We start from the raw sequence: 22,252 nt of genomic DNA, 5'->3' as shown, positions 1-22,252 counted from the left end.
GGCCGGGGCTGACGGCCGGCTGTTCCCATGGCGTGCGCGGCCGTGCGCGTTAAGGTAGGGCCTTCCCCACGCACGCCATGAAGCTCTACGCCATCAGCGACCTGCACCTGCGGCACAAGGAGAACCACGAGGCGCTGGCGGCACTCGCGCCGCGCCCGGACGACTGGCTCATCGTCGGCGGAGACGTGGGCGAGACGCTCGCGGACATGGAACTGATGCTGCGCACGCTCACCGCGCGCTTCCGCCAGGTCGTCTGGGTACCGGGCAACCACGAGCTGTGGACCATGCCCTCCGAACAGCCGCCGCTGAAGGGCGAGGCGCGCTACCTGCGCATGGTGGACCTGTGCCACCGCTACGGCGCGCTCACGCCGGAGGACCCGTATCCGCGCTGGCCGGGCGAGGGCCCGCACCGCGTCGTCGTCCCCATGTTCCTGGGCTACGACTACACCTTCCGCCCGGACACCGTGCCCGCGGACAAGGCGCTGGAGTGGGCCTGGGAGGACGACCTGATGTGCACGGACGAGGTGCTGCTCCACCCGGAGCCGTACCCCACCCGTCAGGCCTGGTGCCACGCGCGCGTGGAGCGCACCCGCGCGCGGCTGGAGCGGCTGCCGCCCGGGTGCTCCACCATCCTCATCAACCACTACCCGCTGCGCTACGAACACGTGCGCCTGCCGCGCATCCCGCGCTTCTCCATCTGGTGCGGCACGCGCCTCACGGAGGACTGGCACACGCGCTACCGCGCGGAGGTGGTGGTGACGGGGCACCTGCACATGCCCTCCACGCTGTGGCGCGACGGCGTGCGCTTCGAGGAGGTCTCCCTGGGCTACCCCATGCAGTGGCGCCACCGGGGCGGCCTGGAGCGCTGCCTGCGCGAGGTTCTGCCCGGTCCGGAGAAATCCATCCCGCCGCTGTGACGTCGCGAGTCACGGGCGCAATGCGGGCCGCGTCCCACCGCGGGCGTTTGACGGTGCGGAGCACGCGGGCGTGTAGTGGCGCCCCATGCCCGAGCCCTCCTCCGTCGGTCCCGTCGAAGCCTCCGAGCGCGTGCACCTGCTGGACGCCCTGCGCGGCTTCGCACTGCTGGGTGTCTTCGTCTCCAACAGCCTGAGCTGGTTCAGCGGCCGTTCCTTGCTGCCGCGCGAACAGGCGAAGGCGCTGACGGCGTCCACCCTGGAGACGGTGGTCAACTCGCTCTACGCCTTCTTCGTGGACCAGAAGTTCATCACCCTCTTCTCCCTCCTCTTCGGCATGGGCTTCGCGCTGCAGATGACGCGCGCGGAAGGAAGGGGCGCGTCCATCGTGCCGGTGTACCGGCGCCGGTTGCTGGTGCTGCTGGGCCTGGGCCTGGTGCACATGTTCGCGCTGTGGGTGGGGGACATCCTCAGCACCTACGCGCTGGTGGGCTTCGTGCTGCTCCTGTTCCGCAAGCGCTCCGACAAGACGGTGCTCACCTGGGTGGCGGTGCTCTTCGTGGTGCTGCCGCTCACGCTGTCCATCGCGCAGCGCTACGGCCCGGAGCTGTTGCACGGCAAGGAGGCCGCGGAGGCCGCCGCCAAGGCCACGCGCGAGGTGGAGGCCGCGCACCGCACGGCGTTCTTCACCGGCCTGTCCAGCCACTCGGTGGTGGCGTCGCAGCAGGCCAACGCCGTCTTCGCCTGGCAGAACCTGCCCAACCCGGGCCGCCCCATCTGGCTGTGCATCATCCTGGGCCGCTTCCTGCTGGGCCTGTGGGCCGGGCGCCACCGGGTGCTGGAGGAGGTGGAGCGCCACCGCAAGCTGCTCGTCCGGGTGATGGCGTGGGGGCTGGCCGTGGGCAGCGCCGTCGCCACCCTGTCGCTGGTGCTCAACCTGATGTACCGGAATGCTCCCGGCGGCGGGCCCCTGGGGCTGCTCAGCCCGCCGGCGTGGATGGTGGGCATGCGCACCCTGCGGGAGGTGGGCTACCTCTTCATGGGCACGGGCTACGCAGCCGCCTTCGCGCTGCTCTTCCAGAAGGAGCGCTGGCGCAAGGTGCTGGGCGTGCTCACGCCCGTGGGGCGCATGGCGCTGACGCTCTACCTCCTGCAGTCCGCGGTGAGCGTGTGGCTGTACGACGGCTGGGGGCTGGGGCTCGTGGGCCAGACGCCGCCGTCGCGCACGGTGCTGCTGTGCCTGGGCGTCTTCGCGGCGCAGGTCGCCTTCAGCCACTGGTGGCTGGCGCGCTTCCGCTTCGGTCCGGTGGAGTGGCTGTGGCGCTCACTCACCTATGGCCGCGCCCAGCCCATGCGCCTCCCCCCCGCCAGCCAGGCGCCCGCGGCGCACTGAAAGCCCGCGGTCCGGACAGGGGGCGCGTTTGACGCTGCCAAGGGCGCCAGCGTGTAGTCCGCGGCATGTCAGAAACACCCTCCGCAGGTCCCACCGAGCACTCCGAGCGCGTCCACGCCCTGGACGCCCTGCGCGGCTTCGCGCTGGTGGGCGTCTTCATCTCCAACAGCCTGACCTCGTTCAACGGCCGGATACTCCTTCCGCGCGAGCAGTCCCTGGCGCTGGGGGCCGCCCCGCTGGACGTCGCGGTCAACTCGCTCTTCGGCCTGCTCATCGACCAGAAGTTCGTCACCCTCTTCACCTTCCTCTTCGGGCTGGGGTTCGCGCTGCAGCTGACGCGCGCGGAAGGACGAGGGGTGTCCATCGTGCCGGTGTACCGGCGCCGGCTGGCCGTGCTGCTGGGCATCGGCCTGGTCCACATGTTCGGGGTGTGGGTGGGGGACATCCTCGCCACGTACGCGGTGGTGGGCTTCATGCTGCTGCCGTTCCGCAAGTGCTCCGACAAGGCGGTGCTCCGCTGGGCAGCGGTGCTCCTGTTCGCGTTTCCCATCACCTTCACCGTCGGACAGCGGGTGCTCCCGGCGGTGCTCCACGGCGCGGCGGAGGCGGAGCGCGCCCAGAAGGCCACGCGGGACGCGGAGGCGGCCCACCGCGCGGAGTTCCTCGCCGGCCTGTCCAGCGACTCCGTGCTGACCACCCAGTGGGCCAACGTGCGCTTCGGCTGGGCGGGGATGAACAACCCCAGCCGCCCGCTGCTGCTGTCCATCGTCCTGGGCCGCTTCCTGCTGGGCCTGTGGGCCGGACGCCGCGGGCTCATCCAGGACGTGGAGCGCCACCGCCCGCTGCTGCGGCGGCTGGCGGCCTGGGGGCTGGGGGTGGGCACCACCATCGGGCTGCTCGTGCTGGTGCTCAACCTCGTCTACCGGGGCGTGGCCAGCCCGCCGGGGTGGCTGGCGTGGCTGCGCACCCCGCGCGACGTGGGCTACCTCTTCATGGGCACGGGCTACGCGGCCGCCTTCGCGCTGCTCTTCCAGAGGGAGCGCTGGCGCAAGGTGCTGGGCGTGTTCGAGCCCGCGGGCCGCATGGCGCTGACCAGCTACCTCATGCAGTCCGTGATGAGCCTCTGCCTGTACGACGGCTGGGGCCTGGGGCTCATCGCCCGCACGCCGCCGTCGCGCACGGTGCTCTTCTGCGCGGTCCTCTTCGCGGGGCAGCTCGCCTTCAGCCACTGGTGGCTGGCGCGCTTCCGCTTCGGCCCGGTGGAGTGGCTGTGGCGCTCGCTCACCTACGGCCGTGTCCAGTCCATGCGCCTGACACCCGCGCGCGCGGCGGGCATGGCGCACTGAAGCGCCGTCGTTGGCCGTGACGGGACAAAAAAAGAACCCCGGGTCCCGCGAGGAAGCGGGAGCCCGGGGTCTCAGGAACGGAGCGCGGCACCTTCGCCGCGCCCCGCGCCTTCAGGCACTACGGGACCTTGTAGGAGGCCGCGAGCACGGTCTTGATGTAGCCGTTGACCGTGGTGTCCACCAGGCTCGGCACGCCGAACACGGTGATGTAGTACTTGCCCGCCGGGATGTTGCGCAGGATGCAGCTCTCCGTCGCGCTCTCCTTCACGCCACGGCAGTTGTACTCGAACTGCGTCGGGGCGGCGGCGGCGCGGACGTAGAGGTCCGCGTTGCCCTCACCCTCGCCCAGGGCGACGGACAGGGTGTTGATGCCGGAGTCCTTCTTGAACTCGGGCACGTCGATGATGAAGGTCTGCGCGGAGCCCGGCACGCCCGAGAGGTTCTCGATGCGGGTCTCGTTGCCGATGTCCACGAAGCCACCCTTCCAGGTCACGGACAGGCTGGTGTTCGCGTAGGACGTGAAGCCCTTGATCATCACGTACCAGATGCCCTTGGGGCCGGAGGTCGGGAAGGCGCAGACCTCGCTGTTGCCGGACTTGTACGGACGGCAGTCGTACAGGGAGTCCGTCGGGGCGTTGTTCTTGCGGACGTAGAGGTCCGCGTCACCCGTGCCACCGGACAGCGTGAAGGTCACGTCCGTGGCGCCCTCGGGGATCGTCACGGAGTAGTACACCTTGCTGCCGGAGGTGCCGGAGATGCCCGTCACGGGCACGCCCTTCTCGATCGGCGTGGTGACCGGAGGAGGCACGGGCACGCCCACGCCCACGGCCTTCCAGGCGTTGCCCACCGAGGCGATCTCCGCCGCGGTGAAGCCCAGCTGCGTCGCGGCCTGCTCGGAGGCCGTCTTGGCCGCCTCGAAGTTCGAGGACGCGACCAGGAGGTCGGCGTTGATCTTGTAGAAGACGCGGGCGGCCTTCTCGAAGCCGATGCCCGTGACGACCTGGGTCGTCTTGGCGCGCGGGTGCGTGCCACCCTCGGACATCAGGTAGAACGCCAGGTTGGAGATACCGGAGCTGTAGTGCACGTCCACGCCCGAGCCGTAGTCCGGGTAGTAGTCGAGCGAGTCCCCGTCCAGCGTGGGGTTCTTCATGTAGCGCAGGCCGTCACCCGGGATGCTCGGGGTCCAGACGTCGTCGCCGACGATCCAGGTGCCGTCGTCGATGACCTTGCCCTTGCCGTACCACTCGCAGACCGCGCCGAAGATGTCGGACAGGGACTCGTTGAGGCCGCCGGACTCACCGGAGTAGGTGAGGTTGGACTCGTTCTCCGTCACGGCGTGCGTCAGCTCGTGCGCCGTCACGTCCAGCGAGTTCGCCAGGTTGGAGGCGTTCACGCCGTCGCCATCGCCGTACACCATCTGGGTGCCGTCCCAGTAGGCGTTGACGTAGTTGTTGCTGTAGTGGACGAAGCTCTTCAGCGTCGCGCCCGCGTTGTTGATGGAGTCGCGGCCGAACAGGTTCTGGTAGCAGTCGTAGACCGTGCCCAGGTGGTTGTAGTTGTTGTTCACCACCGCGTCGGCGTGGGCCGGGTCACCCTCCCACCGGGCGCGCACGCCGCCCGTGGGGACGTTCGTGCGGTGCTGCATGTCGTTGACCTGGCGGTTCTTCGCCGAGTGGATGTGCGGAACGCGCTCGAAGACGTCGCCCGTCTTGGCGTTCACGTACACGGAGTCATCCACCGGGGTGCTGTCCTTCAGCTCGCCCTGGACGCGGACCACGTAGGACAGGATGAGCTCGTCACCCGAGCGGCGGTAGACCAGCTGGGGCTCCGCGTTGGAGGACGCGCGCTCCGGGGAGCCGCGATCACCGATGGCCGCCGCGATGGCCGCCTCGGACGCGATGGAGGCCTTGGCCTCCGCCTTCAGGTCGCCACGGGCGTTGGTGTTCACCGCGAACACGGAGCCGTTGCGGGCGTGCAGGCGGACTTCGGCGCCGTCCACGACGATGCCGTTCTTGGTCACGCCGTAACGGAAGTGGGTGTCACCGTCGAAGCCGACGTAGGCCTTCTTCAGGAACAGGTCGTTCGGGTCCAGGCGGAACAGCGGAGCCACGCCCGCGAGCACCGGCGCCAGCTGCTGCTGGGCCGCGATGCCCTGGATGGCCGAGGGAGCGGGAACGGAACCAAAGGAACCGGTGAGGAAGGTGGGGACCGCGTCGGAGTCCGCCGCGATGACCTTCTGGCCCGCCGCCAGGTTGGCGGAAGCCTTCTGGACGTTCGCGTCCTCCGTGTTCGAGGCCGGGGCGCCGTCAGTGCAAGCGCCAACCATCAGGGACAGGGCTGCGGCACCCAGGGCGCCGAATACTCGCTTCTCGTACATGTAATCCTCCTAAGGGGAAAGATTAGAAAACACTGTGCCACAAGAGAGGCGCGTATTTCAAGTACAGGCGAGAATTCTACCTTTACGTCGTTTCTCAGACTTCGAGATTATCTCGCAACTGCTTGAAATGACGGAGGGACTCACGCAACCCGGCGGAAACGGGGTGGATGCTTCAAACCGGTAAGGCGGTTACTTCATGGTTGAAGCACCTGTCGGCGGATGCGTGCAATGAGTGAACGACGGGGAGAAATTGCCGTCTCATTTATTCCCGACCCGGGTGGGTCCCGTGTCACCGGCGACACGGAGGGGCCCCCTTGGGGCGGGGCGGGCGGGCTAGCGTCCCGCCGAAGGGAGGCGACGCACATGCGCGCATTGCAGCTTCAGCGGCTGACGGGACCGGAGGGCCTGGAGATGGTGGACGTCCCGGAGCCGGAGGCCGGGGACGGAGTGCTCATTGATGTGGTGGCGGCCGGGGTGAGCTTCCCGGATCTGCTGCTCACCCACGGCCAGTACCAGCTGAAGCCGGAGGTGCCCTTCGTGCCGGGGGTGGAGGTGGCGGGCGTGGTGCGCGCCGCGCCGGCGGGGGCGCGGGTGAAGCCCGGCGACCGGGTGATGGGCTTCTCCTTCACGCTGGGCGGCTTCGCGGAGGCCTGCGTGGTGGCGCCGGAGCTGGCCTTCCCCATTCCGGAGGCGTGGAGCTTCGAGCAGGCGGCGGGCGTGGTGATGAACTACCACACGGCGCACTTCGCGCTGCACCGGCGCGGGCAGGTGCGCGCGGGGGAGACGGTGCTCGTGCACGGCGCGGCGGGCGGCGTGGGCACCGCGGCCGTGCAGGTGGCGAAGGGCGCCGGGGCGCGCGTGCTGGCGGTGGTGGGCGACGAGCGCAAGGCGGAGGTGGCGAGGCGCGCGGGCGCGGACGGCGTGCTCCTCTTGAAGGACTTCCAGGCCGGCGTGCGCGAGGCCACGGACGGCCGGGGCGCGGACGTGGTGTTGGACCCCGTGGGCGGCGACGTCTTCGACAAGAGCCTCAAGGTGCTGGCGCCGGAGGGACGGCTTCTGGTGGTGGGCTTCGCCAGCGGCCAGATTCCGTCCGTGGCCGTGAACCGGCTCTTGCTGCGCAACGTCTCCGTGGTGGGCGTGGCGTGGGGCTCCTTCCTGATGCAGGCGCCAGAGGTGACGGGCGCCATCGCGAAGGACCTGGAGGCGCTCGCGGCGCGCGGCGTCGTCAACCCGGTGGTGGGGCGCGTCTTCCCCTTCGAGGAGGGGGCACAGGCGCTGCGCGAGCTGGAGTCGCGCCAGGCCGTGGGCAAGGTCGTCCTGAAGGTGAAGGCGGGCTGAGGCCTCGCGTCACTCTTCTAAAGGAGGCAGGGGCGAGGGCGTCCCCGCCTCGCGCTCCAGGACGTCCGCGGCGCGGGCGTCCCGGGGCAGGCCGAAGCGGGCGCGCGAACACATGAGGAGCTGGCCCGCGTAGACGCTGTCCGCCAGCGCGTCCGCGTACCGGCCGTGGGCCTCGCACAGGCGGGCCCGCTCATCCACCAGCCGGGCGAGGATGCGCGCCTGCTCCGGGTGGGTGAAGAGGCTGACGACGGAGCGCGCGTCGAAGCGGGCGAGCGTGTCGTACTCCATGCCCAGCGTCGTGGTGCACGCCTCGCGGATCCGCTCCAGGCACGCGTCCCACGAGGCCCGCGTCCGGGCGATGTCCGGCACCGAGCGGCCAAGCTCGCGCACGGCGTTGAGCAGGAAGGCGTGTCGTAGCGAAGGCATCCGGTCCTCCACTACAGCCCAGCCCGCCTGAATCATCCAGCGCGCCAGGGGGTGCGGCGCCACCCCGACGAATCAGGTCGCACCCACCAGCGGCACACCCCCACGGGAAAAAGACAGACACCGTCACACCGGCGTGGTGATACGCGCCCGCGTCGTTCCAAAGATATATCCAGACAGGAATGACACACGCAGGGTGCGGACGTCCTCGGGGAGAGACGGGGGCGCGGATGACCCGAGCCCGTGTGTCGCAATCAAGACTCAGCGTGTATCACCGCGTGGTTCCCACGTATTGCGCGGGCGCTGCCAGTCTTTAGACTTTTCACGCGCGAGTCCCCCGCCGCGCGAGTGACTACATCCAAGGAATGCACCATGGCCCCCCCGTCCACGCTGCGTCTTCCCCCGACCGCGGAAATCGCCTTCGGAGCCACGGTGCTGAAACAGCCGGAGCTGCTGCGCCGGGCGTCCCGGGTGGCTCGCCGGCTGCGCACCGAGTGGAACGTGCAGCCCGGGGACCGCGTGGGGTTGATGGTGGTGCCCGGGCCGGAGGTCATCCCGGCCATCCTGGGCATCTGGATGGCGGGGGCGGCCTACGTGCCGTTGGATCCGTTCCTCCCGGACGAGCGGCTCCTGCGCATCCTGCGCGACGCGGGCCTGCGCGGCGTCGTCACCCAGCGCATGCACCGCGTCTCCGTGGGGCTCTTGGAAACATGGCTGGGCTCACCGCTGCCCTTCCTGGAGGCGGACGCGGCGGCAGTGGAAGAAGCGGAGGACGCGGAGGTCCCGGACGCCATCGACGCGCCGCCGGACCGGCCCGCCTACCTCATCTACACCTCCGGCAGCACCGGTGAGCCCAAGGGCGTGGTGTGCACCTTCCGGGGGCTTTCGAACCTGGTGCGCGGCGTGGCGCCGCTGCTGGGCCTGGGGCCGGACACGCGGCACCTCCAGTTCGCCAGCATCAACTTCGACGCGTCGGTGTGGGAGGTGTTCCCCACGCTGTTCGCGGGCGGCGCCGTGGTGCAGGGCACGCGCGAGGACCTGCTGCCCGGCCGGCGCATGGCGGAGTACCTGCGCCAGCAGCGCGTGACGCACCTGTGCCTGCCGCCGTCGGTGCTGGGGCAGCTGGGGCCGCACGTGGACACGCTGCCGGACGTGGCGTGCGTGGTGATGGCGGGCGAGCGCTGCCCGGCGCCGCTCGCGGAGCGGTGGCACGCGTCCGGCCGCCGCGTCTTCAACGCCTACGGGCCCACGGAGGGGACGGTCTGCGCGACGGCGTACCGGGTGAAGGGCGGCGAGTCCCCCGTACCCATCGGCCAGGCGCTGCCGGGCGTACGGCTGCGCGTGGTGGGGCCGGACGGGAGGGACGTCGCGGAGGGCGCGACGGGCGAGGTGTGGATTGGCGGCGAGGGCGTGGCGGAGGGCTACCGCAACCAGCCCGAGCGCACGCGGGAGCGCTTCCCCACGGACGCGGACGGCGCCCGGTGGTACCGCACCGGCGACGAGGCGGCGCGGCGGGCGGACGGGGCGCTCGTGTTCCTGGGCCGGATGGATCAACAGGTGAAGCTGCGCGGCTTCCGCATCGAGTTGGAGGCGATCGAACAGGCGCTGTACGCGTACCCCGGCGTCGCGCAGGCGGCGGTGACGGTCTTCGAGCACACGGACGCGCAGGGCCAGACGACGGGCCTGCTGGTGGCCTACCACAGCGTGCAGGAGGGCCACACGGTGGACCTGGACGCGCTGCGCGCGCACCTGGGCGTCGTGCTGCCGGACTACATGGTGCCGCACCGCTTCGTGGCGCTGCCGCGCCTGCCGCTCATGCCCCACCTGGGCAAGGTGGACCGGCAGGCCCTGCCGCCCCCCGCGGACTGGGTGGGCGCCACCGCGTCCGAGCCCCGCGCCGCGGCGTCCGAGCCTCGCGACACGGCCGCCGCGCCCATCGACCGGCTGTGCCGCGCCTTCGAGCGGGGCCTGCGCGCGGCCCCGGGCACCGTCACGCCCACCACGCACTTCTTCCAGGCGGGCGGCGACTCGCTGGGCGTGGCGCACGTGCTGGCGCAGGTGGAGGAGGACTTCGGCGTGTCACTGCCGTCGCGGCGCGTGTACTCGCACCCCACGCCCCAGTTGCTGCTGCCCTTCTGCGAGGCCGGCGCGGCCCCCGCCGAAGCGGGCCCCCAGGGCGTGCGCGCCACGCTGCTCACCGACGCGCGCTCCGCGGCCCTGCCCCTGCTCGCGGTGCCCGCGCTGGTGAAGCAGCCGCCGCGCACGCTGCTGCTCACGGGGGCGACGGGCTTCCTGGGCATCCACCTGCTGGCGGCGCTGGCCCCGCGCGTGGAGCGCATCCACTGCCTCGTGCGGGCCCGCGACGACGCGGAGGCCGGCGCGCGGCTTCGCGCCACCGCGCGCAAGTACGGCGTGCACCTGCCCTGGCGTGACGGGCGCATCCAGGCGGTGGCGGGCGACATCACCCGGACGCGGCTGGGCATGGAGGCGTCCGTGCATGACGCCCTCGCGCTCCAGTGCGACGCGGTGGTGCACTCGGCCGCGAGCATCAGCTACATCCTGCCGTACGCGGACGCGGGGCGGCCCAACGTCGCCGGCACGCAGCAGGTGCTGGCCTTCTGCGCGCACGGCCGCGCGAAGCCGCTGCACCACGTGTCCTCGCTCAGCGTCCACGGCGCGGTGGGCACGCTGCTGGGCCTGGAGGAGGTGGACGAGGACTTCGCGCTGGAGCGCTCGCTGGACCTGATGGTCTACGAGAACGGCTACACGCGGGCCAAGTGGGTCGCGGAGCGCATCGCCGTGGACGCGCGCGAGAGCGGCCTGCCCGTCAGCATCTACCGGCCGGGCTTCATCCAGGGCCACAGCCGCACGGGCATTGGCAACGCGGACGACATGCTGTGCCGGCTGCTGGTGGGCAACGCGCAGCTGGGCATGTCGCCGGACCTGCCGGACAAGTACTGGCTGCCGGTGCCGGTGGACTACGTGGCCAGCGCCACCGCGCACCTGGTCCTCACCCAGGCCCCGGGCGGCACGTACAACCTGGCGCCGGAGCGCGAGCAGGAGCCTTCCCACAACGCCCTCTTCGACATGCTGGGCGAGCACGGGCACCCGGTGCGCCGCGTGGCCCCGGCGGTGTGGCTGCGGGAGCTGGGACGGGTGGGGCCGGACAACGCCCTCTTCCCGCTGGTCGCGTTCCTGCGGGAGAAGGTCTACCACGGCACCCGCACGGTGCTGGAGCTGCACCACCGCACGCCGCGCGTGCGCACCGACCACACGCGCGCCGCGCTGGCGGGCACGGACCTCCAGTGCCCGGACATCGACGCGGCCCTGCTGGGCCGCTACGTGAAGGACCTGTTCGCGCGCCACCGCTGCGCGGCCATCGCCGCTTGAGCGGTGGCCGCGGCAGGTCAGTGGTGCGGCGGGGCCTTGGCCAGTCCGTCGGCGAAGCGGTAGTGGGCCACCACCGGCTGGTGGTCCGAGGACTCGGTGGAGCGGTCCACCTCGAAGAGGACGGGGACCAGCGTGCGCGTCGCGTAGAAGTTGTCGAAGCGCTTGCCCGTGGCGTGCACCACGCCGTGGCTGTCCGGGTGCGAGGTGAGCGTGGCGCAGTCCGCGATGTCCTGCAGCCGCCACCACGCGGGGCTGTGCTTGGGAATCTGGCCGGAGCTCAGCTCCGTGCGGGCGTGGTGCGGCGTCGTCAGCGAGTGGTCCGCCAGCCGCACGCGCACCGTCGCCGCGTGACACACCGTCTCCGGCAGGTCCTGCTCCAGCACGTGCAGTTCGTGGCGCAGGCGCGGATCCGCGATGTTGCCCACGCCGCGGTCGCCCACGGTGACGTTGTGCATGTCGTCGCCGTAGCGGAGCCGGAACTCCTCGATGGTGTCCGTGTCGTTGTCCTGCTTCGGGTGCAGCAGGTGCGCCACCAGCCACGAGCCGCCGCGCTTGATGGCGGTGTTGGCGTTGAAGTCGCCCAGCACGACGGCGGGGACGCCCTCGCGCCGGTGCAGGAGCGCGTTGAGCTGGCGCAGGTTGAGCGCGTTGATGGCCGGGTCTCCCAGCGCGTGGTGCAGGTTGTAGAGGTAGAGCGGGTGGCCCTCCACCTCCAGCTTCAACCAGAGCACGCCGCGGTCCTCCACCAGCTCGCCCGCGTAGCCCTGGCGCGCGATGGCTTCATTGCGCTCGGCGTCGGTGAGGACGTAGGTGAAGTGCGCGGCGTCCACGATGGGATGGCGGCTGAGCCACGCCTTGCCGTTCACCAGCCGCGTGCCGTCGTCGCCGTCGCTGCCCTGGTAGGCCAGGTGGAAGCCGAAGCGGGACGCGAGCAGCACCGCCATGGGGACGCCCGCCTCCTGCAGGCCGATGACGTCCGGCATGCGGTCCTGGGCCTCCAATTGGGTGAAGTACTCCAGCAGCGCCTCCTGGCGCTCGCCGCCCATGAGGATGTTGTAGCTCATCACCGTGAGGCCCGGTCCCCGGGGGGCGCGCGGCGACGGGTGGTGCACGATGAAGGTGCGGCCGTCTCCCAGCCGGCGCTCGCTGGCGGGCAGCGGCACGGCATGAAAATCCGGCAGGGTGAGGGTGGGGTCACGTCTGGGCAAGATGTCCTCCTGCCCGCCCGGCTTGCGGCCGAGCAGGTGTCCCACTGCGGGCAGATGCTCCAGCACTTCGGGCATCTTCATGACGCCCTCTCCTTGCTGGGGCGCCCGGCCCGCGGGGTGACATGAGCGAAGGGGAAGCGATGTCGGGCGTCATGCCGTCGCGCTGTTGATTCCACCGAGCCTCCATCAGAAGTCCTCCGCTCAAGTTCGTGGCGACAGGCCACGTCCGCCAGCGTCATGCAGGGGACGGGCGGCCGGCTGGATGGCTGCCCTGCGTGCGGTGGGCATGAATGAGGGCGTCGGACGGTGCACATCCGGCCCGTGTGGATTCGCCCCGGTCACGAGGCGCGGGTGGTTAGATGGACGGGCGATGAAGGAACTCGATGACCTCCTGCGGGCCTGCGGGCGCGCCTCCGGTCCGGTGGTGCTGGCGACGGTGGTGGCGGTGTCCGGTTCGTCCTACCGGCGCCCGGGTGCTCGCATGCTGATGGGCGCGGATGGATGGCTCGCGGGCGGGGTGAGCGGCGGGTGTCTGGAGGGCGACCTCGTGCGCAAGGCCTTCTTCTGGACGTCGGAGGGGCCGCGCGTGCTGCGCTACGACACCACCGGCGACACCGCGGAGGACGAAGGCGGCCTGTCGTTCGCGCTCGGGTGCAACGGCGTGGTGGACATCCTGCTGGAGCGCTGGGAGCCGGGCTCCGGTGACGCGCTCACCTTCGCGGCCGAGGCGCGCAAGCAGTCACTGCGCGCGGTGGTGGCCACGGTGTACCGGGGGCCCGCGGACGCGGTGGGCCTGCGGCTGATGCTGCGCGAGGACGGCGTGTCGGCGGGGAATCTCACGGGCGCGCTGGTCGAACCGGTGCGCGCGGCGGCGACGGAAGCGCTGGTGCGCGGCGTGCCCTGGAGCGGCGCGTGCGGAGGCGCGGAGGTGCTGGTGGAGGTGGTGGAGCCGGCGCCCCAGGTGGTGGTGTTCGGCAGCGGCTTCGACGTCGCGCCCGTGGTGGCGCGCGCGCAGGGACTGGGCTGGCACCTCACGGTGGTGGCGGACCGGCCGGTGGAGCTGCTGCGCCGCAGGTTCCCGCAGGCCCAGGCGCACGTCGCGTCCCGGGCCAGCGAGGTGCTGGAGAAGGTGCCACTGTCCGAGCGCAGCGTGGTGCTGGTGATGACGCACAGCCTGCCGCAGGACCGGGAGTTGCTGGAGCGGCTGGTGTCGCTGCCGGTGCGCTACCTGGGGGTGCTCGGGCCCCGTGCGAGGACGGACCGCATCCTGCGGGAGCTGACGCGCACGCCCACGGCGGCGCAGCTGGAGAAGCTGCACGCGCCCATGGGGTTGGACCTGGGCGCGGAGGGCGCGGATGAGATCGCGCTGTCCATCATCGCGGAGGTGCAGGCGGTGCTCGCCGGACGCGACGGGGGCAGGCTGCGCGAGCGGCAAGCCCCCATCCACGCGGATGCGGCGGCGCCGGAGCGCAGGTCGGCGTGACGGCCTGCGCTGCGCCGGTTCGCCCGCGGAGGCGCGCATGACCGTGGCCGTGGTGGTGCTCGCCGCGGGTGGTTCTTCGCGGCTGGGGCAGCCCAAGCAACTGCTTCGCCATGAGGGCACGTCGCTGGTGCGGCGCGCGGCACGGAACGCCCTGGACGCGAGTCCGGTGGTGGTCGTCGTGCTCGGTGCGCGGCGTGACGACGTCGCCTCGGAGCTGGACGGGCTCACCGTGCGGTGCGTGGACAATCCGGAGTGGGCGCTGGGTCAGGGCTCGTCCCTGCGCGTGGGCCTGCGGGCGCTGCCCCCGGACGTGGACGGCGCCGTCCTGATGCTCTGCGACCAGCTCCGCGTGGACGCGGCCCACCTGCGCTCGCTCATCTCCACGTTCGAGCGTACGCACGCGCCCATCGTCGCCTCCGCCTACGCGGGCACCCGGGGCGTCCCTGCCCTCTTCTCCCGCGCCCTCTTCCCCGAACTGGAGGCCCTCCCTCCCACGGGCGGCGCTCGCGGGCTCATTGCCCGGGACCCGTCGCGCGTCGTGGAGGTTGCGCTGCCCGGCGGCGAGGAGGACGTGGACACCGCCGAGGACGCCCTGCGCCTCACGCGCCCCGGACGCGGTGGGTGATGCCTTCGGGTCCGGCCACCACCAGGTCGGTGGCCAGGTTCAGGAACAGGCCGTGCGCCATCACCCCGGCGCGGGACTCCAGCTTCACGGCCAGCGCCGCCGGGTCAGCGATGGGACCGAAGTCACAGTCCAGCACCACGTTGCCCTGATCCGTGTGGTACGGCGCTCCGTCCAGCGCCAGCCTCGGCACCACGCGCGCGCCCAGCGACTCCAGGAACAGCGCCTGCGAACGCCAGCCGAAGGGCAGCACCTCCACCGGCACCGGCCACTTCGTGCCCAGCCGGGGCGACAGCTTGGGCGCGTCCACCACGATGATCTCCCGGCGGCTGGCCTGCGCCACCACCTTCTCGCGCAGGAGCGCCCCGCCGCCGCCCTTGATGAGCGACAGGTCCGGCGACACCTCGTCCGCGCCGTCGATGGTGAGATCCACCACCGGGTGCACGTCCAGCGTGGTGAGCGGCACACCCAGCGACGCGGCCAGGGCCTCGGTCGCGCGCGACGTGGGCACGCCCACCACGTCCTTCAGTGTCCCAGCGGAGAGCAGCGCGCCCAGCCGCCGCACCGCGTACGCGGCCGTGCTGCCCGTGCCCAGCCCCACCACCATGCCCGGCTGGATGAAGTCCACCGCGCGCTCCGCCGCGGCGCGCTTGAAGGAAGCCGAAACACTCTCGTCGGAAGTCATGAGGGGCTCGTGGAAGGGGTCCTGCTCAGTGCGGCGTCCCAGGATGCCCGGAGTCCGACGGGGGCGCACGCCGCGCTTCATTCCCCGGCGTCGCGAGTGGACCCGCCAACAGTGCCTCGTCCACGTTCCCCAGGCCCGAAGGCAGGGCCTTCGCGAGGCGATGCTCGCGCCGCCACATCTTGCGCCGCTCGCGCTGCACCTCCGTGAGCAACACCTGCCCCGCCGCCGCCGCCGGCACCGCGAGGATGACGCCCAGGAGCCCCGCGACGGTGCCGCCCACCAGCGCCACCAGGGAGATGAGCAACGGGTTCATCTTGATGGCCCGCCGCTGCACCAGCGGGCTCAGCAGGTGGGACTCGAGCTGCTGGTAGACCATGAACACCGCCAGCGCGATGATCGCGCGCTTCGACCCCACCGACGCCAGCGTCGTGACCGTCACCAGCAGCGCGGTGATGACGCTGCCGATGTACGGGATGAGCCCCAGCACCATCGCCACCAGGCCGAGCGGCAGGAAGTACGGCACGCCCAGCGCCAGGGACATGATGGCCGTGAAGGCACCGCCCACGCTGACGATGAGCAGCGTGCCGACGAGGTAGTTGCCCACCGCCTCGCGCATCCGGCCCACCACGCGGCGCACGCGAGCCCGGCTGCGGGGGCGCACCCAGCCCAGGATGCTCGCGTAGAGGTCCTGGCCGAAGAGCAGGCCGAACACGGCCAGCGCCAGCACGGTGATGCCCGCGCCCATCAACTCCACCGTGGACGACAGCACGGTGATGAGCGGCTTGGCCAGCACGCCGGGCTCCATGTTGAAGGCGTCCTGCGGGTGCGACAGCACGCCGAAGTGCTCATCCAGCTTCCGCACCCAGGGCGCCTGCGTCAGCTCCGTGAGGAAGCCCGGCGCCGCCTGCACCAGATGCTGGAGCTGCTCCACCAGCAGCGGCACCAGCGTGAGGATGAGCAGCCCGATGATGCCCAGCAGGGTCAGCGCGATGAGCGCCACGCCCAATCCGCGGCGCAGCCCCCAGGACTGCAAGCGCCGCACGACGGGCTCCGCCGCGAGCCCCAGCAGCAGCGCCACGGCCAGCAGCGTGAGCACGGGCCCAAGCCGTTGGAGGGCCGTGCCCAGCAGCACGAGCAACACCACCTGGGCCCCGACCGACCACACCGTCCGGGGCGGCACGTAGACGGGAACGCCCTTGCGCGAAGCCTTCATGTCCCCAAGGTAGGGAGTGCCCCCCAGGCAAGCGAAGGGCTCCCGGAGACGGGCGCCGGGATGTCAGGTGCGGAACGCCGCCCGCGCGGAGGGCAGGCGACCAGACAGCCGGTGGGTGGCTACCAGGAGTCGCTGCCGCCACCGCCGCCGGACGACCCGCCACCGCCACCCCAGTCCGACGAGGAGCTGGAGGAATCACTGCTGGAGGAAGACGACCAACTGGAGCTCGATGAGTCGTAGCTCGACGACGAGGCGCTGACGGTCCAATCCGACGACGAGGAGCTCCCGCCCGAGCCAGAGGAGCCCCAGTCCACCAGGGGACGTTGGTTCCGGAGCACCCGGTAGATTATCAGCCCGACGAACAGGACCGGGATGGAGGCGGGGACCGAGAGGAGGGAGCCCAACACGATCCACCGGAAGAAGTCCGACAGCTCGAGAAGGGGCTCATGGGACCGGAGCGGGCCGACCAGCGCGCTCCACATGGGGAGGATGAGCAGCAGCAGGCCCCACAGGGTCTGCTTCCGCTGGAGCAGGCTCCACCCGCAGAAGAACAGGCCCACCAGCGCGCCATACGCGACGAGGATGAACACCGGAGAGTGGGGGCCGGACCAGCCGATTGAGACGAGCGCGGCCGATGGCAGCGCCACCACCATCGCCGCCAGCACGGAGTTCTTCGCGTCCCGGAGACCCGAGACCTGGAGCTGGAGCAGCAGCCGCGCCACCACGTACGCCGTCACGAACAGGGCCAGGAGGAACATGCGCGACTCGAACCGCGTCCAGGACGTACTCGCGGCGCCGGGGCTCGGGAGGTTCTCCGGGGACACCTGCTCACGCACGCCCGCGATGATGGCGAGCAGCGCGGGTTCGAACCGTCCCTCGCGCAGCAGCGGGCCCTGCGCGTGCAGCAGGTCGGTGGCCTCGCCATCCGTCAGCGACGACTCCAGCCCGTAGCCCACCTCCAATCGTGAGCGCCGGTCTCCGCGCGCGATGACGAGCAGGAGGCCGTTGTCCCGGCCCGCCTCCCCGCCCTTCCATTCGCGGAAGACCGCCTCCGCGTAGTCCTCGATGGGCTGACCGTCGGTGGTGTCCACCAGCAGCACCGCCATCTGCACCTGCTTCTGGGCGCGCAGGTCCACCAGGGCGCGGGAGACGACTTCCGTCTCCTGAGGCGTCAACATCCCCTGTGGATCCATCACCGGCCGCGTGATGGAGGGAACGGCGGCCAGGACCAGCATGGGAACCAGCAACGTCAGCAGGACGGCCTTCACCATGGGGAGACCTCCGAGGACAGCGGAAGCACCGGGGGCAAGCCGCTCAGGCGCACCACCCAGCTCGTGGGAAAGGAGGCCGCGGAGGCGTTGTAGGCCGCGGCGCGTTCGTCGTAGCGGCGCTGCTCCACCGCCACGCGGTTGTCCGCGCCCGCCAGCTCCGCGTCGCGGTTCAGGCCTGGCGTGAGCTGATCCACTCGCGCGCGCAGGGACTCGCGGCGCTCCAGCACGTTGCGCACCTGGGCCCGCTTCTGCGCCACGTCCGCCAAGGTCGCGGTGAGGCCGTTGCGCACGACGAGCCCCGACACGGCCAGCACGCCCGCGAGCGCCACGCCCACCCACGCCCCCTGCCGGAGCCTCGTGCGGCGCTGACGTGACAGCCGTTCGCGGGCCTGGGCCTCGCGGACCTGCTCCTCGCGACGGCGGGCCAGCGCGTCCAGGGCCTGGTCCACGTAGCGCGCGGGGATGTCCAGCTCCTCGCCGATGCGCCGCAGATCGTCCGGGGTGAGCGTGTCCGGCGCGGCGTCCTTCTGCATCAGGCGCGTGGCGGTGGCGATGAGCTCGTTGACGTCGTCATAGGCCACGGTGCCAGGGGCCTGTCGCGTCCGTGTCACGTCACCCATGAGACCGTCCCCCTTGCGCTTCGGGCCGGCCCCAGCCCGATCCGGGCCCGATGATAGGTCATTCCGTCCCGGGCCCGATAATGGCCCCCACGCGAGCGTGGCGCCCCTCCAGCGCTCCGGGCAGACTGCCGCGCCCATGGACAAGCCCCAGACAATGCGGTCGTTCGTGAAGCTGCTGGTGACGGATGCCCAGGCCTCCGTGCGCTTCTATGAGGGCCTCGGCTTCGAACGCATCGCGTCGGAACCTCCCATCCTCCGCCTCCAGTGGGGCGGCGAGTCGGACGTGTACCTCGTGAGCCACCCTTCAAGCCTGAAACTGGAGGGACGAAAGGGCATGGGCGTGCTCGTGGGCTTCCGCGCGGGCTCGGACGGCGTGGACGCGGTGGCCGCGAAGGCGGCGGCGCTGGGGGCGCCGGTGGAAGGGCCGGCCACGCAGCCCTGGTACACCCGCGAAATCGTCGTCACGGACCCGGACGGCTACCGGCTCAACTTCATCGAGCCCGCCTGAGGCCCGGCCCCTTTCGCTCCACGCCCGGCCCCCTTAAGGGGCGTGGAACGAACGATGGACTCGACGCCGCTGCGCGGATCCGGGGACGCCGCCCCGCCACTTGATTGCCCTGGCGGCTTGCGCCAGCCTGTCGCGGCCTCCGTGAGCACACCCCGCTACTTCGTCCCCCACGCCGCCAGCCCGGTCGAAGCCGTGCCGTGCGATGCCTCGGAGGTCGTCCACGTCCTGGACGCGTTCCGCCTGGAGCCCGCGTTCCTCGGCGAGCCCGAGTGGTTCGTCTGCACCGACGTCGTGGGCCAGCTCCAGCTCATCCCCGGCAGCGAGCGCGCGCGGCTGCCCGCGTCCGTGCAGGCGCAGCTCGCGCACCACGAGGTCGCCGCCGGCCGTCCTCCGCGCCGCCTGGCCGCGGCGGAGCTGTTCTTCTTCTCCCCGGAGCTGGTGGAGCACCCCGCCGACGCGGAGGGCTTCAACGACCCCGTCTACCTCTACGGCACGCTCACGGGCCCGTGGCCGGGCAACGCCGTCACGCGCGTGAACGGGCAGCTCACGGTGACCCGCGGCGACGTGCTCGCGGGCTTCGCGCACGGCGCGCAGGACGCCTTCCACTACGTGAAGGACACGGAGAGCCGCGACGTGCCCCGCGCGTACCACGCGCTCTTGCCCGGCGACCGCGCGGATCAGCTCGCGCAGGGCCGCGGGCTCGTGCTCACGTATCCGGCGGTGCCCGCGGAGCTGCAAGCCCACCACGCGGCCAATGGCGCGCAGGTCGCGAGCGTGCTGCACGCGGTGCTCACCCAGTTGCAGGAGGACGCCCGCGCGCACCACGGTCCGAAGGAGCTGGCCGCGCTGGACCTGCCCGCCGCGAGCCGCGCCATGGCCATCGCGGACCTGGAGCTGCGCGGCTACGAGGTGAAGGGCGACCTCGCCACGCCGCGCCCCACGAAGGGCGGGCTGGTGGGGAAGCTCGCCGGCTGGCTCCAGGACGAGGCCGTGCGCGTGCCCCGCGAGGCGCCTCCGCCGGAGTTCCTGGAGCTCGCGCGCCGCGTCCTTCCACTGATTCCCGGCTGGCCCACGGAGACGGAGCGCACGCTGCGCGCCCACGTGCTCGCGGGCACGCTGTCGCCGGGCACACCGGTGACGCGCGCGACGGTGCCCCGCCCGTCCACGCCGCCCGCGGCCATCCCGCCGCGCATGCCCACGCCGCCCGCGCGCTCCAGCGACTGGATGCAGGACTTCATCGACGCGCACGGCAAGCCGGGCGGTGCGAAGCCTCGCCTCACGAGTCTTCAACCGAAGCCCGCGCCCAGGCAGGCCCCGGCGCCCCCCGCGTCAAAGGCCTCGTGGCAGGCGGACTTCGGCCCGGCTCCGGCCGCGCCCGCCCGTCCGGCCTCCAGGCAGCAGGAGAAGGCGCCCACCCCGCCCGGCAAGAAGCCGGACTGGATGAGCGACTTCGAGGACTGACCTCGCTCTGTTTGCGGTGCTCGCACTCCGGGCGATAGCGTTTTCACCCTCCAGAAAGGCAGACCATGGGACACGAGAAGCCGATCGAGCCGTTTTCGGACCTGCACCGCGAAGGGGACCGCGTGCGCGCGGTGCTGCTGCACGACCCCACGGTGGAAGGCCTGGACATGGCCATCTACATGGACGCGTCCGGCAGCATGAAGGAGGAGTACGCCTACAAGACGCAGCAGCGCACGTTCCTGGAGTGGCTGCGCGGCGCGCCGATGAAGGAGGCCTCCAACGACGTGGAGCCGCAGGTGCGGTGGATGCTGGAGTACCTGGCCACCAAGGACCGCAACGGCCTCTTGCGCGTGGCCTACTGGGCCAGTGGCACCAACGGCCGCCAGGTGGAGGTCGTGGGTGAGCTCAAGGGCACCGACGTGAAGCAGTACAAGTTCCCCGGCGCGAAGCAGCTGGGCGGCTTCACGTACCTGGAGCCCGCGCTGCGCGACTACGTGAAGTACCTGGAGGAGCAGGTGAAGGTGGGCGCCAAGCGCGGCTGCGCCATCATCGTCACCGACGGCCGCCTCCACGACGCGGAGGCGGTGGAGAAGTTCTCCGAGGAGGTGGCGAAGAAGATCGCCGCGGGCCGTCTGCCGCGTATCAACTTCGTGCTGGTGGGCGTGGGCGACGACATCGACGAGGAGCAGCTGGAGCACATCGCCCACGCGGAGTTCCCGGGCGTGGGGCACCTGTGGTGCCACCGCATCGCGAAGGAGATCACCCAGGTCGCGGAGCTGGTCGCCGTGCTGGTGGACGAGAACATGACCGTCGCCGCCGGCGGCACCATCTACGACGACAAGGGCAAGGTGCTGAAGACGTACGAGGGCCGCCTGCCCGCGGTGCTGGAGTTCGACGTGCCGGAAGAGGCCAAGAGCTTCACGCTGGAGGTGAATGGCCAGCGCTACACCCAGCCGCTCCCCGACGAAGAGCACCACGACGAGGACGAAGACGAGGACCACCACTGATGGCCGGCCACGAAGTCATCAACCGCCCCTTCTCCGACGTCCACCGGATGGGCAACAAGGTCGTCGCGACGCTGTTGCACGACCCCACCGTGGAGGGCCTGGACGTGGCCCTCTACATGGACGGCTCCGCGAGCATGGAGAACGCGTACGGGCCGCGCGGCATCCTGGCGAAGCTCGCCCCGGTGAAGAACCAGGTCGAGCCGCAGATGCAGTGGATGCTGGAGTACCTGGCCAACAAGGACCGGGACGGCAAGGTGCGCGTCACCTACTGGGCCTCGGGCGACGGCACCCAGCTGGAGGTGGTGGGCGACCTCACGGGCCCGGAGGCCAAGGGCTACCGCTTCCCCGGACCGCGCTCCTACGGCAAGGCCACGGTGATGCTGCCGGTGCTGCGCGACTTCGTGGCGCACATCAAGCAGCAGGTGGGCGAAGGCGCCAAGCGGGGCCTGGCGGTCATCATCACGGACTCGCAGATCAACGACGCCCATGACGTGACGGCCTACGCCACCCAGGTGGCAAAGGAGATCGCCTCCGGCCGCCTGCCTCGCATCAACTTCGTCTTCATGGGCGTGGGCGAGCAGGTGGACGAGGAGCAGATGGAGGAGATCTCCCACACCACCTACCCCGGCGTGGGCCACCTGTGGTGCCACCGCATCGCGGACCGCATGGAGGAGATGGCGGAGCTGGTCGCCGTGCTGGTGGACGAGACCATGACCGTCGCCGCCGGCGGCACCATCTACGACGAGCAGGGCAAGGTGCTGAAGGTCTACGAGGGCCGCCTGCCCGCGGTGCTGGAGTTCGAGGTGCCCCCGGCGTGCAAGCGCTTCACGCTGGAGGTCGCCGGCCAGCGCTTCGACCAGCCCGTCCCCGAGGAGCATGGGGACGAGGACCCCCACGACGAGGACGAGGACGAGGCCCCCAAGGCCGAAGCCCCGCCCCCGGCCGCCGCGCCCTCGCACTCACGCCGCGGACACCGCCACTAGGGCGACAGGA

Annotated in this window: 18 protein-coding genes; 11 read left to right on the top strand and 7 right to left on the bottom strand. The window is 71.3% G+C overall.

The window, feature by feature from the left end; genetic code table 11:
* The first annotated feature begins 77 nt into the window (after positions 1–77).
* The 3 genes from AABA78_RS14250 to AABA78_RS14240 all read left to right on the top strand — a co-directional run bounded on the left by AABA78_RS14250 (position 78) and on the right by AABA78_RS14240 (position 3,653).
* Positions 78–917, top strand: a complete 840-nt coding sequence (locus AABA78_RS14250; protein WP_171415425.1) for a metallophosphoesterase family protein — start codon at positions 78–80, stop codon at positions 915–917.
* 85 nt (positions 918–1,002) lie between these two features.
* On the top strand, positions 1,003–2,307 hold the full coding sequence (locus tag AABA78_RS14245; RefSeq protein WP_338263570.1) for a DUF418 domain-containing protein: 1,305 nt from the start codon (positions 1,003–1,005) through the stop codon (positions 2,305–2,307).
* Positions 2,308–2,372: 65 nt separating this feature from the next.
* Positions 2,373–3,653, top strand: coding sequence for a DUF418 domain-containing protein (locus AABA78_RS14240; protein WP_338263567.1), 1,281 nt, complete (start codon positions 2,373–2,375; stop codon positions 3,651–3,653).
* A gap of 118 nt (positions 3,654–3,771) precedes the next feature.
* On the opposite strand, the gene AABA78_RS14235 is transcribed toward AABA78_RS14240, so the two are convergent.
* On the bottom strand, positions 3,772–6,030 hold the full coding sequence (locus AABA78_RS14235) for a M4 family metallopeptidase (protein WP_338263565.1): 2,259 nt from the start codon (positions 6,028–6,030) through the stop codon (positions 3,772–3,774).
* 363 nt (positions 6,031–6,393) lie between these two features.
* Between AABA78_RS14235 and AABA78_RS14230 the strand changes: the two genes are divergently transcribed.
* Positions 6,394–7,368, top strand: coding sequence for an NADPH:quinone oxidoreductase family protein (locus tag AABA78_RS14230; RefSeq protein WP_338263564.1), 975 nt, complete (start codon positions 6,394–6,396; stop codon positions 7,366–7,368).
* Positions 7,369–7,377: 9 nt separating this feature from the next.
* Here the strand turns inward: AABA78_RS14230 and AABA78_RS14225 are convergent, their stop codons facing one another.
* Positions 7,378–7,794 carry a hypothetical protein gene (locus tag AABA78_RS14225; RefSeq protein ID WP_338263563.1) on the bottom strand — a complete coding sequence of 139 codons (417 nt, stop codon included), beginning with the start codon at positions 7,792–7,794 and terminating at the stop codon, positions 7,378–7,380.
* 369 nt (positions 7,795–8,163) lie between these two features.
* On the opposite strand from AABA78_RS14225, the gene AABA78_RS14220 reads away from it, so the two are divergent.
* The gene (locus AABA78_RS14220) at positions 8,164–11,181 is read left to right on the top strand and encodes a non-ribosomal peptide synthetase (RefSeq protein WP_338263562.1); all 3,018 of its coding nucleotides are present in this window, start codon (positions 8,164–8,166) and stop codon (positions 11,179–11,181) included.
* Positions 11,182–11,198: 17 nt separating this feature from the next.
* On the opposite strand, the gene AABA78_RS14215 is transcribed toward AABA78_RS14220, so the two are convergent.
* A complete protein-coding gene (locus AABA78_RS14215) occupies positions 11,199–12,470 on the bottom strand; it encodes an endonuclease/exonuclease/phosphatase family protein (RefSeq protein ID WP_338263560.1) in 1,272 nt (423 codons plus the stop codon).
* A 289-nt stretch (positions 12,471–12,759) separates the two neighbouring features.
* On the opposite strand from AABA78_RS14215, the gene AABA78_RS14210 reads away from it, so the two are divergent.
* Positions 12,760–13,872, top strand: a complete 1,113-nt coding sequence (locus AABA78_RS14210; protein ID WP_338263559.1) for an XdhC family protein — start codon at positions 12,760–12,762, stop codon at positions 13,870–13,872.
* A gap of 37 nt (positions 13,873–13,909) precedes the next feature.
* Complete coding sequence (locus tag AABA78_RS14205; protein ID WP_338263558.1) at positions 13,910–14,497, top strand: nucleotidyltransferase family protein; 588 nt, start codon at positions 13,910–13,912, stop codon at positions 14,495–14,497.
* On the opposite strand, the gene rpiA is transcribed toward AABA78_RS14205, so the two are convergent.
* The 4 genes from rpiA to AABA78_RS14185 form a co-directional block, all read right to left on the bottom strand.
* The gene (rpiA, locus tag AABA78_RS14200; RefSeq protein WP_338263557.1) at positions 14,472–15,179 is read right to left on the bottom strand and encodes a ribose-5-phosphate isomerase RpiA; all 708 of its coding nucleotides are present in this window, start codon (positions 15,177–15,179) and stop codon (positions 14,472–14,474) included. The genes AABA78_RS14205 and rpiA overlap by 26 nt on opposite strands.
* Positions 15,180–15,204: 25 nt before the next feature.
* Positions 15,205–16,392, bottom strand: coding sequence for an AI-2E family transporter (locus AABA78_RS14195; RefSeq protein ID WP_338263556.1), 1,188 nt, complete (start codon positions 16,390–16,392; stop codon positions 15,205–15,207).
* A 119-nt stretch (positions 16,393–16,511) separates the two neighbouring features.
* The gene (locus AABA78_RS14190) at positions 16,512–17,663 is read right to left on the bottom strand and encodes a TPM domain-containing protein (RefSeq protein ID WP_338263554.1); all 1,152 of its coding nucleotides are present in this window, start codon (positions 17,661–17,663) and stop codon (positions 16,512–16,514) included.
* Positions 17,657–18,283 carry a hypothetical protein gene (locus AABA78_RS14185; protein ID WP_338263552.1) on the bottom strand — a complete coding sequence of 209 codons (627 nt, stop codon included), beginning with the start codon at positions 18,281–18,283 and terminating at the stop codon, positions 17,657–17,659. Before AABA78_RS14185 ends, AABA78_RS14190 begins: the two co-directional genes overlap by 7 nt.
* 154 nt (positions 18,284–18,437) lie before the next feature.
* On the opposite strand from AABA78_RS14185, the gene AABA78_RS14180 reads away from it, so the two are divergent.
* The 4 genes from AABA78_RS14180 (at position 18,438) to AABA78_RS14165 (ending at position 22,242) form a co-directional block, all read left to right on the top strand.
* Positions 18,438–18,791 carry a VOC family protein gene (locus tag AABA78_RS14180; protein WP_253895188.1) on the top strand — a complete coding sequence of 118 codons (354 nt, stop codon included), beginning with the start codon at positions 18,438–18,440 and terminating at the stop codon, positions 18,789–18,791.
* A 117-nt stretch (positions 18,792–18,908) separates the two neighbouring features.
* The gene (locus AABA78_RS14175; RefSeq protein ID WP_338263551.1) at positions 18,909–20,252 is read left to right on the top strand and encodes a hypothetical protein; all 1,344 of its coding nucleotides are present in this window, start codon (positions 18,909–18,911) and stop codon (positions 20,250–20,252) included.
* Positions 20,253–20,317: 65 nt separating this feature from the next.
* The gene (locus AABA78_RS14170; protein ID WP_338263550.1) at positions 20,318–21,259 is read left to right on the top strand and encodes a vWA domain-containing protein; all 942 of its coding nucleotides are present in this window, start codon (positions 20,318–20,320) and stop codon (positions 21,257–21,259) included.
* Positions 21,259–22,242 carry a vWA domain-containing protein gene (locus AABA78_RS14165; RefSeq protein WP_338263549.1) on the top strand — a complete coding sequence of 328 codons (984 nt, stop codon included), beginning with the start codon at positions 21,259–21,261 and terminating at the stop codon, positions 22,240–22,242. Before AABA78_RS14170 ends, AABA78_RS14165 begins: the two co-directional genes overlap by 1 nt.
* The last annotated feature ends 10 nt before the right edge of the window (positions 22,243–22,252 follow it).

Origin of the sequence: Corallococcus caeni (assembly GCF_036245865.1) — a bacterium.
GTDB lineage: Bacteria > Myxococcota > Myxococcia > Myxococcales > Myxococcaceae > Corallococcus > Corallococcus caeni.
The sequence above is the reverse complement of the archived record's forward strand: the minus strand, read 5'-3'. Positions and strand labels throughout refer to the sequence as shown.